The organism is Endothiovibrio diazotrophicus, from assembly GCF_054657215.1.
Genome location: NZ_BAAHXB010000070.1, coordinates 1 through 12,636, shown reverse-complemented (window position 1 = coordinate 12,636; position 12,636 = coordinate 1). Strand labels below are relative to the sequence as shown.

Annotated in this window: 11 protein-coding genes; 4 read left to right on the top strand and 7 right to left on the bottom strand. The window is 65.6% G+C overall.

Features of this window, described 5'->3' with window-relative positions:
- Window positions 1–164 precede the first annotated feature (164 nt).
- The 4 genes from ACYQ2W_RS16475 to ACYQ2W_RS16460 form a co-directional block, all read right to left on the bottom strand.
- Window positions 165–815 carry a cytochrome c1 gene (locus ACYQ2W_RS16475; protein WP_459869407.1) on the bottom strand — a complete coding sequence of 217 codons (651 nt, stop codon included), beginning with the start codon at window positions 813–815 and terminating at the stop codon, window positions 165–167.
- Window positions 812–2,047, bottom strand: coding sequence for a cytochrome b (locus ACYQ2W_RS16470; protein ID WP_459869405.1), 1,236 nt, complete (start codon window positions 2,045–2,047; stop codon window positions 812–814). Before ACYQ2W_RS16470 ends, ACYQ2W_RS16475 begins: the two co-directional genes overlap by 4 nt.
- A 5-nt stretch (window positions 2,048–2,052) precedes the next feature.
- Complete coding sequence (gene petA / locus ACYQ2W_RS16465; protein ID WP_459869403.1) at window positions 2,053–2,643, bottom strand: ubiquinol-cytochrome c reductase iron-sulfur subunit; 591 nt, start codon at window positions 2,641–2,643, stop codon at window positions 2,053–2,055.
- Window positions 2,644–2,812: 169 nt separating this feature from the next.
- Window positions 2,813–3,556 (bottom strand): Nif3-like dinuclear metal center hexameric protein, encoded by a 744-nt coding sequence (locus ACYQ2W_RS16460; RefSeq protein WP_459869401.1) that lies wholly within the window; start codon window positions 3,554–3,556, stop codon window positions 2,813–2,815.
- Between the two features lie 192 nt (window positions 3,557–3,748).
- On the opposite strand from ACYQ2W_RS16460, the gene dusB reads away from it, so the two are divergent.
- The 3 genes from dusB (at window position 3,749) to purH (ending at window position 6,866) form a co-directional block, all read left to right on the top strand.
- Window positions 3,749–4,747, top strand: a complete 999-nt coding sequence (gene dusB, locus ACYQ2W_RS16455) for a tRNA dihydrouridine synthase DusB (protein WP_459869399.1) — start codon at window positions 3,749–3,751, stop codon at window positions 4,745–4,747.
- Window positions 4,744–5,025 carry a DNA-binding transcriptional regulator Fis gene (fis, locus tag ACYQ2W_RS16450; RefSeq protein WP_459869397.1) on the top strand — a complete coding sequence of 94 codons (282 nt, stop codon included), beginning with the start codon at window positions 4,744–4,746 and terminating at the stop codon, window positions 5,023–5,025. The genes dusB and fis overlap by 4 nt, the downstream gene beginning before the upstream one ends.
- Before the next feature lie 263 nt (window positions 5,026–5,288).
- The gene (gene purH / locus ACYQ2W_RS16445; protein WP_459869395.1) at window positions 5,289–6,866 is read left to right on the top strand and encodes a bifunctional phosphoribosylaminoimidazolecarboxamide formyltransferase/IMP cyclohydrolase; all 1,578 of its coding nucleotides are present in this window, start codon (window positions 5,289–5,291) and stop codon (window positions 6,864–6,866) included.
- A gap of 138 nt (window positions 6,867–7,004) precedes the next feature.
- On the opposite strand, the gene ACYQ2W_RS16440 is transcribed toward purH, so the two are convergent.
- From ACYQ2W_RS16440 to ACYQ2W_RS16430, 3 genes are all read right to left on the bottom strand, one after another.
- Window positions 7,005–8,468, bottom strand: coding sequence for a B12-binding domain-containing radical SAM protein (locus ACYQ2W_RS16440; protein ID WP_459869393.1), 1,464 nt, complete (start codon window positions 8,466–8,468; stop codon window positions 7,005–7,007).
- A 441-nt stretch (window positions 8,469–8,909) separates the two neighbouring features.
- Window positions 8,910–10,046 (bottom strand): cyclic nucleotide-binding domain-containing protein, encoded by a 1,137-nt coding sequence (locus tag ACYQ2W_RS16435; RefSeq protein ID WP_459869391.1) that lies wholly within the window; start codon window positions 10,044–10,046, stop codon window positions 8,910–8,912.
- A gap of 33 nt (window positions 10,047–10,079) precedes the next feature.
- Window positions 10,080–11,096: an FkbM family methyltransferase gene (locus ACYQ2W_RS16430; RefSeq protein WP_459869389.1), complete on the bottom strand. Its 1,017-nt coding sequence runs from the start codon at window positions 11,094–11,096 to the stop codon at window positions 10,080–10,082.
- A 334-nt stretch (window positions 11,097–11,430) separates the two neighbouring features.
- On the opposite strand from ACYQ2W_RS16430, the gene rsgA reads away from it, so the two are divergent.
- Window positions 11,431–12,471, top strand: a complete 1,041-nt coding sequence (gene rsgA, locus ACYQ2W_RS16425; protein WP_459869387.1) for a ribosome small subunit-dependent GTPase A — start codon at window positions 11,431–11,433, stop codon at window positions 12,469–12,471.
- Window positions 12,472–12,636: the final 165 nt, after the last annotated feature.

The following is a 12,636-nucleotide window of genomic DNA, read 5'->3' as shown; positions in this document are numbered from 1 at the left end:
CGGGCGGGGCGGCCCCGCTTGCATACGCGGAGCCACCGGAAACAGAGACGGCGTCGGCGCCCGAAGGCGCCGACGCCGCGGCCGTGGGCGCTGGTGCGCCCGCGCCTAACCATCGGCAATGTCGGTTAGGCGCGGGCGTAGTTGCAGGCCCGCGGAGGTCCGACCTAGTGGACGTCCTTCCAGTACTCCTTCTTCATCAGGTAGGCAACGACGGAGAAGACCACCAGGAAGAGCAGCACCCAGGGTCCGAGGGCGGCGCGCTTGAGGGCGGCCGGCTCGGCCATGTAGACCATGTAGTTGACCAGGTCACCGACGTACTGGTCGAACTCGCCCTCGCTCATGGTCGCCTGCTGCTGCCACAGGACGTTGGGCATGGAGGCGTTGCCCAGCACCTTGTTGTTGACACCCCAGGGACGGTGGTCGTCGGGGTAGAAGGTGCGCAGGTAGGTGTAGACGTAGTCCGCACCGCGGGCCCGGGTGATCACCGTCAGGTCCGGCGGGGTGATGCCGAACCACGTCTTGGCGTCGTCCGGCTTCATCGCCACCTTCATCACCTCACCGACCTTGGCGCCGGTGAAGATCATGTTGGAGGCCACCTGCTCGTCGCTGATCCCCAGGTCCTGCCCCATGCGGTTGTAGCGCATGTAGGCGGCCGAGTGGCAGCTCAGGCAGTAGTTGACGAAGGTCTTGGCGCCGCGCTGCAGCGACTCGGTGTCGTGCAGGTTGATCGGGGCCTTCTCGTAGTGCGCCCCCTCGCTCGCCACGGTGATGGCCGGCAGCAGGGCCAGCAAGAAGATCAGGAGGTTCTTTTTCATTTCGTCACCCTCTCCGGAACCGGCTTGGTCTTGTCGATCTTGCTGTAGATGGGCATCAGCAGGAAGAACAGGAAGTAGAGCACAGTGAAGATCTGCGCCATCAGGGTCTTGGTCGGAGTGGAGGGCTGCATGCCGAGCCAGCCGAGGACCACGAACGAGACGGTGAAGACGGCGATGGCGATCTTGAACAGCGGCCCCTTGTAGCGGATCGACTTCACCGGGCTACGGTCGAGCCAGGGGAGGAAGAACATCAGCACGATGGAACCGAACATCACCACCACGCCGGGGAACTGGGAGCCGAACATCGGGGGCACGGCGCGCAGCATGGCGTAGAAGGGGGTGAAGTACCACACCGGCGCGATGTGCGGCGGGGTCTTCATCGGGTTGGCCGGCTCGAAGTTGGGGTGCTCGAGGAACAGGCCGTTCATCTCCGGGGCGTAGAAGATGATCGCCGCGAAGAAGAACAGGAAGACGCCGACGCCGACGATATCCTTCACCGAGTAGTAGGGGTGGAAGGGGATGCCGTCCGCGGGGGCCTTGTCGCTCCAGCGGTTGCCCTTGGGCCCCTTCTTCACCTCGATGCCGTCGGGGTTGTTGGAACCGACGGTGTGCAGCGCGACGATGTGGATGAACACCAGCGCGGCGAGGATGAAGGGGAGCAGGAAGTGCAGGGCGAAGAAGCGGTTCAGGGTGATGTCGGAGATGACGTAGTCACCGCGTACCAGCACCGAGAGATCGGGGCCGACGAAGGGTACCGCGGCAAACAGGTTGACGATCACCTGCGCGCCCCAGAACGACATCTGGCCCCAGGGGAGCAGATAGCCCATGAAGGCGGTGGCCATCATCGCCAGGTAGATGATCACACCGATGATCCACAGCAGCTCGCGGGGCCCTCGGTAGGAGCCGTAGATCAGGCCGCGGAACATGTGCAGGTACACCACGATGAAGAACGCCGAGGCACCGGTGGAGTGCATGTAGCGGATCAGCCAGCCCCACTCCACGTCGCGCATGATGTACTCGACGGAACCGAAGGCGAGCCCGGCATCGGGCTTGTAGTTCATGGCGAGCCAGACGCCGGTGAGGATCTGGATCACCAGCACCAGCATGGCCAGGGAGCCGAAGAAGTACCAGAAGTTGAAGTTCTTCGGCGCGTAGTACTCGGAGAGATGCTCTTTCCAGGTCGAGGTGACCGGGAAGCGGGCATCGACCCATTGCAGTAGATTGTTCAACATTTCTATTAGCCCTCCGCGTGGTCGACGCCGATCACGATGCGGCTGTCGCTGAGGTACTTGTAGGGGGGCACCTCCAGGTTCTTCGGCGCCGGGACGCCCTGGAAGACGCGACCGGCCAGATCGAAGCGGGAACCGTGGCAGGGGCAGAAGAAGCCGCCTTTCCAGCCCGGCCCGAGGTCGGCGGGGGCGACGTCGGGGCGGTAGGTGGGGGAGCAGCCCAGGTGGGTGCAGATACCCACCAGCACCGAGTACTCCGGCTTGATGGAGCGGGTCGGGTTCTTGGCATACTCCGGCTGCTGCGGCATCTCGGAATTGGGATCCTGCAGATCCCCATCCAGGGTAGGCAGCGCCGCCAGCGCCTCCTTGGTGCGGTAGACCACCCAAACGGGCTTGCCGCGCCACTCGGCGATCACCATCTGACCAGGCTCCAGCTTGCTGATGTCCACCTCCACCGGGGCGCCGGCCGCACGGGCCTTGGCGCTGGGGAGCCAGGACGCGACGAACGGCCATGCGACCGCTACGGTCCCGGCACCGCCGACGGCAACGGTCGCCGCGGTGAGGAAGCGGCGTCGGCCGGTATCGACTTCGTTACTCATCGAACCTCTCCAATACGCGTAAACAAAGAAAAACCTAAGCCATCACGCCCCGCCGCCGCCGCCCGCAAGGGGCCCGGCCACGCAGCAGAATTTCAGCGATTACTAATATGCAAGGGCAAAACGGGGGGTATTCTCGTATAAACCCTAGGTGTTGGTCAACAGGCGTCGATCAGACCGGATTGGGGACGTCAATGAAAAGATGTTCCAAATCAAATTGTTGTAAAATTTTATCGGCCAACGCCTGGACCCCCTCGCGCTCGGTGGCGTGGTGACCTGCGGCGAAATAGTGGACCCCCAGCTCCCGCGCGGCATGCACCGTGTGCTCGGCGATCTCACCGCTGACGTAGGCATCCACGCCCAACGCAGCCGCCTCTTCGAGGTAGGAGTGGGCCGCGCCGGAGCACCAGGCGACCCGTTCGATACGGGCGGGCCCGCCCTCGACATGGAGGGGCTCCCGGCCCAAGGCGCCGGCGATCCGCGCGGCGAAGGCCGCCGGCGCGAGCGACTCGGCCAACCGCCCATGCAGCCCCACCCCGGGCCCGGCCCCCTCCACCACCAGCCCCAGCCGACGGGCCAACCGGGCGTTGTTGCCCACCTCGGGGTGGGCATCCAGCGGCAGGTGGTAGACGATCAGATTGGCGTCGGCGGCGAGGATCCGCCCCAGGCGACGGCGCTTCATCCCCACCACCCGCGGGTCCTCCCCCTTCCAGAAGTAACCGTGATGGACCAGCAGCGCATCGGCGCCCCAGTCGATCGCACGCTCCAGCCACGCCTCGCTGGCGGTCACCCCGCTGGCGATCCGGCGGATCTCCCGCCGCCCCGCCACCTGCAATCCGTTGGGACAGTAGTCCTGGAATCGGTCCGCTTCGAGCAGGGCGTCGAGATAGGCGATCAGTTCGGCAACGGGGGTCATGGGCATGCTCCAGGGCAGGGGCTCGGCGGAAAACCGTCCAGGAAATCAGGAGAATACTGAAACTCTTCAACAAAATACATGAATTCAATCAGTTAGCAAGCACTTACCGGCCCGTCACCCTTTACCTCCCCCACCCCGGGCGCTATCATTGGCGCCCTTTCCCCCTGTGCACCAACCCCACGGCCCGCGATCATGCGCATCGGACCCTACGCCCTGAAGAACAACCTGATCCTCGCCCCCATGGCGGGGATCACCGACCGCCCCTTCCGGCAGCTCTGCCGCAGCCTGGGCGCCGGCATGGCGGTCTCCGAGATGGTCTCCTCCAACTCCCTGCTGTGGGGCAGCAAGAAGACCCGCCAGCGGGCGGACCACGACGGCGAGCCCGATCCCCGCTCGGTGCAGATCATGGGCGCCGACCCCGGGATGATGGCCGACGCCGCCCGCTACAACGCCGACAACGGCGCCCAGATCATCGATATCAACATGGGCTGCCCGGCGAAGAAGGTGTGCAACGTCGCCGCCGGCTCCGCGCTGCTGCGCGACGAACGGCTGGTCGGCGCGATCCTCGACGCGGTGGTCGGCGCGGTGGAGGTACCGGTCACCCTCAAGATCCGCACCGGCTGGGATCGCGCGAGCCGCAACGCGGCCGCCATCGGCCGCATCGCCGAGGCCGCCGGCGTGCAGGCGCTGGCGATCCACGGCCGCACCCGCGCCGACGCCTACCGCGGCGAGGCGGAGTACGACACCATCAAGGCGGTGAAGGACGCCATCACCATCCCGGTGATCGCCAACGGCGACATCCGCGACCCGCACAAGGCACGGCACGTACTCGAGGCGAGCGGCGCCGATGCAGTGATGATCGGCCGTGCCGCCCAGGGCCGCCCGTGGCTGTTCCGCGAGATCGACCACTACCTGCGCACCGGCGAGCGGCTCGCCCCGCCGACGCTGGCGGAGGTGCGCGACATCCTCCTCGGGCACCTGGAGAACCTCTACCGCTTCTACGGCGAGTACACCGGCGTGCGCGTGGCGCGCAAGCACATCTCCTGGTACAGCAAGGGGCAGCGCAACGGCGCCGCCTTCCGCGACGCGGTCAACCGGGTGGAGAGCGTCGAGGAGCAGTTGACCGCCACCCGCACCTTCTTCGACCTGCGGATCGACGAGGAGGAGAGCCTGGGGAGGATCGCCGCATGAGCAGCCGTGCGGAGGCGATCCGCGCGCTCCCCCCGGTCGAACAGAGCGACGAACGCACCCTCGCCCAGTGCGTCGAAGCGGCCCTGGAGAAGTATTTCCTCCACCTGGAGGGGCAATCCCCCAGCGACCTCTACCAGATGGTTCTCGGCGAGATGGAGAAGCCGCTGCTCGCCACCGTGATGCGCCAGGCGGGCGGCAACCAGACCAAGGCCGCCGACATCCTCGGCATCAACCGCGGCACCCTGCGCAAGAAGTTGAAGCAGTACGGGTTGGACTAGCGCCCCAAACCGCGTTGCGGCGCACAGGGCGTGCCGGCACAAAACCACAGGTCAAAGGCTAAAGGCTAAAGGCTAAAGGCTAAAGGAAGACGAAGCCGTGTCCACCCAAACGTACTCATCCGACCGGCAAGGCGTCGAAAAACCGGTGGTGTCGAGCGAAAGCCCTTTTACCTTTTGCCTTTCACCTTTGACCTGATGTGGAGCGGCCTATACAGGCGCTCCGGGCGTTCACACAAACTTTCAAATCTTCAGAGAGCCGACAAATGATCCCGATCAAACGCGCGCTGATCAGCGTCTCCGACAAGAGCGGCGTTGCCGACTTCGCCAAGGCCCTGCATGAGAAGGGGGTCGAGATCCTCTCCACCGGCGGCACCGCCAGGCTGCTCGCGGATGCCGGGCTGCCGGTGATCGAGGTCTCCGACTACACCGGCTTCCCGGAGATGATGGACGGCCGGGTGAAGACCCTCCACCCGAAGATCCACGGCGGCATCCTCGGCCGCCGCGGCACCGACGACGCGGTGATGGGTGAGCACGGCATCGGTGGCATCGATCTAGTCTGCGTCAATCTCTATCCGTTCCGCGAAACTATCGCCAAACCCGACTGCACGCTGGCCGACGCCATCGAGAACATCGACATCGGCGGCCCGGCCATGGTGCGCTCCTCGGCGAAGAATCACGCCTACGTCACCATCGTCACCGACCCGGCCGACTATGCCGCGGTCATCGACGAGATGACCCGGAACGACGGCGCGGTCAGCGACGCCACCCGCTTCTCGCTGGCGGTGCGCGCCTTCGAGCACACCGCCGCCTACGACGGCGCCATCGCCAACTACTTCGGCGCCATTGTCGAAAACGGCAAGCCGGAAGGCTTCCCGCGCACCTTCAACATCCAGTACCGCAAGGCACAAACCATGCGCTACGGTGAGAACCCGCACCAGCAGGCCGCCTTCTTTGTCGGCGGCAACATCAAGAAGGAGGCCAGCGTCGCCACCGCCCGCCAGTTGCAGGGCAAAGAGCTGTCGTACAACAACATCGGCGACACCGACGCGGCCCTGGAATGCGTCAAGCAGTTCGACCCCATCGCGGAAGGCGGCCCGGCCTGCGTCATCGTCAAGCACGCCAACCCCTGCGGCGTGGCCATCGGCGGCTCGCTGCTGGAGGCCTACGACCGCGCCTATCAGACCGACCCCGAATCGGCCTTCGGCGGCATCATCGCCTTCAACGACGAACTGGACGGCGAGACCGCCGCAGCCATCGTCGAACGCCAGTTCGTCGAAGTGATCATCGCCCCCAGCGTCTCTGCCGCCGCCATCGACGTGGTGGCGGCAAAGAAGAACGTGCGCTTGCTCGAATGCGGCCAGTGGCCAGCCGAACCGGGCCAGCGCCTGGACTTCAAGAAGGTGAGCGGCGGCTTGCTGGTGCAGGACGCAGACCTCGCTCTGTACAACGAGCTCAAGGTGGTCACCAAACGCGCCCCCACCGAGCAGGAGATGAAAGCCCTGCTGTTCACCTGGCGGGTAGCCAAGTTCGTCAAGTCCAACGCCATCGTCTACGGCCGTGACAACATGACCATCGGCGTCGGCGCCGGCCAGATGAGCCGGGTCAACTCGGCGCGCATCGCCGGCATCAAGGCCGAGCACGCCGGTCTCGAGGTGCAGGGCTCGGTGATGGCCTCGGACGCCTTCTTCCCGTTCCGCGACGGCATCGACAACGCCGCCGCCGCGGGCATCGCCGCGGTGATCCAGCCCGGCGGCTCGATGCGCGACGAGGAGGTGATCGCCGCGGCCGACGAACACGGCATGGCGATGGTGTTCACCGGGATGCGCCACTTCCGGCACTGACAACGATTTTTTCCGGCGAAAAAATCGTCATTGCCTTTGGAACGGAAGAAGCCCGGCGTTTGCCGGGCTTCTTCCGTTTCAATCACGCCCTCCCCGCCGCTTCACCCCCGGTATTCCGCGCAGGATCCCCAACCGCAATCAAATCCCCCGACTCTGCTCGGGCACTCCGACAAAGGCGGCACGAACACGCAGCAAGACCGTCATCGCGAACACCTTCAACCGCTCCCCCCGCACCGCCCATCCGCCGCCGAAATAGATCTTCGTCAGCCGGAGCATCGTCTTCGGCCTGAAGTAGAACTTGACGTACATCTCCCGCTGCTTGTCGAGCAGGATCTCCTTGGTCAGGCCGTAGGGGATGAAGACCGGATTGGACTGGGAGAACTGCGTCAGGTCGGACTTGTCGAGGGTGCCGTAGCGCTCGGCCTCATCGTACTGCTGGGTGCCGGGGAACGGGGTGTTGATCGCCGTCATGATGATGTCGAGGGGGATGTCGAGCGCGTATTGGATGGTACGGTCGATGGTCTCCACGGTCTCCAGGGGATGGCCGATGATGAAGAAGCCGCGGGTCATGATGCCGATCTCGCGGCACCAGCCGAGAACCTCGGCGGTCCGCCTGAGGGAGAGCCCCTTGCGGATGGTCTTGAGGATCTTCCGGTCGCCCGACTCGATGCCGAAGGCAATGGTCCAGCAGCCGTTGTCGCGCAGGAATTGCAGGAATTCGTAGTCGACACTGCTGATCCTCGCCATGCAGCTCCAGTGCAGGGAGATCCCGTCGGCGCGGAGCAGGTTGAACAGCTCGTAGACCCGCTCCTTGTCGAGCAGGAAGTTGTCGTCGAGAAAATCGATCTCGCGCACGCCGTAGCGGCGGACCAGCAGCTTGATCTCGTCGAAGATATTCCTGGCCGAGCGCTTGCGGTACGCCTTGCCCATGGAGACCGCGCAGAAGGTGCATTTGCTGGGACAGCCCCGCGAGGTGATCATGCTCAGCAGGGGCTTCGCCTTGTGCAGGAAGAGCGGCGGCTTGTAGACGTCGATATCCGGAATGAGATCGAAGGCCGGAAACGGCAGGGTATCCAGGTCCTCCACGAACGCCCTCGGCGCGGTATGGACCAGCCCGCCCTCCGCATCGCGGTAGACAATGCCCTGAACCCCGGAGAGCGGCTCTTGCGCCGACAGCGCATCGAGCAGCTCGCGGGCGGTAATCTCGCCCTCGCCGACGACGCCGAAATCGAACGCCGGAAACGACATCGCGTGCTCGACGTTCGATGTGATATGCCGGCCGCCCAGGATCGTCGTGACGTGAGGAAACCGCCGCTTGATCATGCCCGCGATCGATGCGGCCCGGGGAAAGAGCACGGTGGTCGCGCTGATCCCGACGAACGACGGGGAGAATTCCTCGATCTCCTGTGCCACCTGCGCTTCGGTCAACCTCAAGGCCAGGGCGTCGGTCACCTTCACCTCATAGCCGTGTTCCCGCAGATAGGATGCGACGTAATAGATGCCGAGAGGGATGTGCTCACCATCGATGGCTTCCTGCACCGGGGAGACGTGAGCCTCCTCTGCAGCGACGAAGGGCATCAGCAAATATACCTTATTATTCATACGGATACTCGATTCTTCTCGGTCGCTGGGCATACGCTGGATGATAGAGGATCGGGGGGCTTCCGTCCGCACCGATGTGCACCGGTCGGATCGGCCTCCGACGCCTGGCGCGACAGACACCTCGTTCGGCAGGCGCTTGGGGCCCTTACGCCGAGGCGACATTCGAACGGTGGACCATCAGGATCCGTGCCAAAGGCGGCGACCCCGGGAAGACGCGGTTTTCGGGCGATCCAACGGGACGCCAGGGCGCGACCCATAGGCGTCAATAGGCGCTCATAAGCGCTATCGGCGACCGTTTCCAAATAAGCGCCGATAGCGGGAGGATTAGGGAACGAATGACCGGATAGCTTCCGAATTGGACGTAGCGGGCATGAAACAAACGCAAAATTGCATGCGTTCCGCACTCGGGCGGTTAAGGCGCCGTTGCCGATGGGCGGCGGATCAGAGTACTCCCGAGTTGAAGAAGCAGACGCCGATCCAGAAGTGCAGCACGGTGACCCCGGCGAGATTGTGGTGGCGCAGGTAGAAGGCGCCGAAGAGCAGACCGCCCACCCCGATCACGGCCACCGCCGGGAGGCCGAAGTGGATGTGGAACAGCCCGAAGAGGATCGAGGTGAAGACCACCGAGCGGAATCCGCGCCGGTCGTCGAGAAAGCGCTGCAGCGCGCTCTGGAAGAAGCCGCGGCCGAACAGCTCCTGCAGGAAGCTGTGGAAGAGGTAGGCGAGTACCGGGAGGGGATCGAGGGGATTGCCCTCCTTGCCCGGCAGGACGCCCGTCTTCACCAGGCCCACGGTGATCAGCACCGCCACCAGGGAGATCGCCCCGCCCTCGATCAACGAGCGCCTCATGCCCTTGGTGGTCAGGCCCAACTGCTGTAGCGGGATGTGCATCATGCGCACGATGCCGATGCTCGGCAGCACCAGGATCACGGCGAAGATCCAGGCGAACTCCATGCTGTTGGGGGTGATGTCGACGCGGTGGGTCAGCAGCAGGTTGTTGGTCACCAGACCGATCGCCATCAGGGTCATGGTGTAGAGAAAGAACTTGCCGAACTGCTGCTGCTCGCGGGCGGCCTCCAGTTGCCGCTCCAGCGTCGCCACGTGCCGATCGGTCAGCCCGCGCATGCGCCCGACCACCGCCGCCGCCAGCCCGGCCTTGAATTCGGTGAGCAGATGCTTCCCGTCATCCAGCCGCTCCAGATCCCCGGGGCAGATCCGCAACAGACGGCTGTCGCCCTTGGCCCGCGCCGAAAGCGAGCGCGGGGCGCCGTCGATAAGGGCCATTTCGCCGAGCATCTCCCCCTCGCCCAGCACCGCCACCTGCTGTTCCGCCCGGCCGCCGTGTGATGCGCGGAAGATATCGACCCCACCCGAGGTGATCAGATACAGGTCGTCGGAGAGTTCCCCCTCCTCCATGATCAAGGCACCGTCGCGGTAATCGACGGCACGCGCGATCTCCCCCAGGGCGGCGAGGATCTCCGGCGAGAGGCCGGGCAGCCGGTCGAGCAGCCTGCGCAGCGGAACGGAGGGGGGCTCCCCGGCGGGAAGGGAGGTCGAGGTGTCGGGGTGGGAATTCATGGCAGCAAAGGGTATGGGGCGCTCGGGGGCGGGTCAATCCTGTAATTCTCGCGGATAACCGATCAGCATGATCTCCGCGAGCAGCGGATCCGGATGGATCTTGCGGATGATGAAATGGTAGTCGGCCATCGCTTCGAGCAGGGCGCGGATCTCGAAGAAATCCCGGGGATTGTGGTAGATCGAGATGCACAGTAGCGGGCAGTGGGAGCGGATGGTCTGCTCGGCACCGAGCAGCACGTCGTACTCCGCACCCTCCACGTCGAGCTTGATCACCCCCACCCGCTCGATGGCGTGCTGCTCGACGAAGCGGTCCAACGTCGTCACCTCGACCTGCTGGCCCCCCGAACTCGTCAGGCAGGAAGCCCCGCCCTGGCTGATCAGCCCCATGGTCCCCGGCCGGGCACCCAAGGCCACCGGGGCGACCTCGACGTCCGCCACGGCGAGCCGGCGGAGATTGCCCTCCAGGCGCGTCTGGTTGGCGGGATCCGGCTCGAACGACCAGATCCTGCCGAAATCGAAGGTCTCGCGGAAGACCAGGGCGGAATCGCCGACGTAGGCCCCGCCGTCGATGACCGCACCGCCCTTGAAGCGGTCGATCACCGCCCGGTCGAGAAAGCGCAGGCCGTTCAGGGCCCAGAACGACGTCGCGGCGAACTCCCCCTCATGGGCGATGTCGGGAAAACGCCGGAGGATCTCGCGCGGCTCGATCTGGCGCAGCCCCTCCCATTCGTCGGCCGTCGGCTGCACGCGGAAGACATTGTTGCGGTAGATCGTATCGACGCGACCGAGAAAGGTCTCCACCGTGCGCCGGCTCTCGCCGTCCAGCCCCGCCACGAGACGCTCCCGCTCCGCCTCGCCGTAACCGCTCTCGATGAACTGGCTCACATAGGCCAACATGGCCGGACTGCGCAGATGGAGCCCCGGCGTGAGGTGGGCCAGGATCAGGCGCAGCCCCGATAGCGTATTCAGCGCGTACTCGATGCGTTTCAGGGCCGCCAGCGAGAGGCCGGCGGCGATGCCGCCGCGCAGGAGAGTTGAGCGTAGTTTCATGGTCGCTCCAAGGGCGTGTCGCCGGGGAGGCGGCGCGGGCGCCTTCGCAGGCACTCGAAAAGCCGTGAATTCTACTGCGCCCCCCCCCCGGTTGTCACCGGCACTTCAGACCAAAGACAACGCCCGCGCCCCTTGATCCGCCGCCGCCCGCCTGCTACTTTCCTCTGCGCTTTTTCCACACCATGACCGGAGGGTTCCGATGACTGTGTCCAACCCCTTCCGGGCGGCCGGCGAGTAACACCCTACCGCCACCCCTGCCGCCCGGCCTTGCGCCGGGGCACCCGCTGCCCCTGTCGAAGCTTGCTCGACGCCGCATCCGGCGTCAGGGGTTGTCATGTCTATCGAACTCTCTCTCGGCCAACTCGGTTGGCGTCCCTTTTTCCAGCAACAACTGCATCTCGACGAGTGGGGGCGCTGCGCTGCCGCCCGCGTCTTCGAACGGAACCGTTCCAACCTCCTGGTGGTGGGCGAGGCGGGCCAGCGAACCCTCCCGCTGGCCCCGTCCATGCCGCCGCTCACCGTGGGCGACTGGCTGCTGCTCGATGGGCAGGACCGCTTCGTCCGCCCGCTGGAGCGGTTCTCGCTCTTCTCCCGGCGCGCCGCCGGCGAAAAGGTGGCAGAGCAGTTGATCGCGGCCAACGTCGATACCCTCTTCGTGGTCTCCTCGCTCAACCTCGACTTCAACCTCAGCCGCATCGAGCGCTACCTGGCGCTGGCCAACGAGGCGGGGGTGGAAGCGGTGGTGGTGCTGACCAAGGCCGATTTGGTGGAGGCCCCGTTCTCCTACGTCGAACGCCTGCGCGCCATCGATCCACTGTTGATGGTGGAAGCGGTCAACGCCCTGGAGGCGGCGAGCGTCGCGGCGTTGAGTCCCTGGTGTGGCGAAGGCCAGACCGTCGCCCTGCTCGGCTCCTCCGGCGTGGGCAAATCGACCCTGGTCAACACCCTGCTGGGGCACGGCGTCCAGGCGACCGGCGCGATCCGCGCCGACGACGACAAGGGGCGCCACACCACCACCGCCCGTTCGCTCCACCCGCTGCCCGGCGGCGCGCTGCTGCTCGACACGCCGGGGATGCGCGAGCTGCAACTGGCCGACTGCGCGAGCGGGGTGGAGGAGACCTTCCGCGACATCGTCCAATTGGCCGCGGAGTGCCGCTTCGCCGACTGCGCCCATCAAGGGGAACCCGGCTGCGCGGTGCGCACCGCGATCGAGGCGGGGCGGCTGGAGGAGCGCCGCCTCACCAACTACTTCAAGTTGCTGCGCGAGCAGGCGCTCAACAGTGCCACTCTGGCGGAGAAGCGCCAGCGGGACCGCGACCTGGGACGCTTCTACCGATCGGTGCTGAACGACTCCCTGCGCAAGAAGGGGCGCTAGCAGCCTGTCGGGCTTAGGCGTAGGTCGGCGCTACCGCGCCGACGCGAACGGGGGCAGCGGCCTTTCGTCGTCTCCGCTCCCCCCCTTCCGAACGGGATGTCCCGCTCGGAAGGGGTCCCGTGGCCGCAAGTCCACCGCTTTCGTTCGCGCTAGGAGCCTGTCGGA

Bases quoted from the DNA above. Each gene is read 5' to 3' on its own strand.
- ACYQ2W_RS16470 (WP_459869405.1), bottom strand. From the start codon at position 2,047: ATGTTGAACAATCTACTGCAATGGGTCGATGCCCGCTTCCCGGTCACC.
- ACYQ2W_RS16440 (WP_459869393.1), bottom strand. From the start codon at position 8,468: ATGAATAATAAGGTATATTTGCTGATGCCCTTCGTCGCTGCAGAGGAG.
- ACYQ2W_RS16475 (WP_459869407.1), bottom strand. From the start codon at position 815: ATGAAAAAGAACCTCCTGATCTTCTTGCTGGCCCTGCTGCCGGCCATC.
- purH (WP_459869395.1), top strand. From the start codon at position 5,289: ATGATCCCGATCAAACGCGCGCTGATCAGCGTCTCCGACAAGAGCGGC.
- ACYQ2W_RS16435 (WP_459869391.1), bottom strand. From the start codon at position 10,046: ATGAATTCCCACCCCGACACCTCGACCTCCCTTCCCGCCGGGGAGCCC.
- dusB (WP_459869399.1), top strand. From the start codon at position 3,749: ATGCGCATCGGACCCTACGCCCTGAAGAACAACCTGATCCTCGCCCCC.
- fis (WP_459869397.1), top strand. From the start codon at position 4,744: ATGAGCAGCCGTGCGGAGGCGATCCGCGCGCTCCCCCCGGTCGAACAG.
- petA (WP_459869403.1), bottom strand. From the start codon at position 2,643: ATGAGTAACGAAGTCGATACCGGCCGACGCCGCTTCCTCACCGCGGCG.
- ACYQ2W_RS16460 (WP_459869401.1), bottom strand. From the start codon at position 3,556: ATGACCCCCGTTGCCGAACTGATCGCCTATCTCGACGCCCTGCTCGAA.
- ACYQ2W_RS16430 (WP_459869389.1), bottom strand. From the start codon at position 11,096: ATGAAACTACGCTCAACTCTCCTGCGCGGCGGCATCGCCGCCGGCCTC.
- rsgA (WP_459869387.1), top strand. From the start codon at position 11,431: ATGTCTATCGAACTCTCTCTCGGCCAACTCGGTTGGCGTCCCTTTTTC.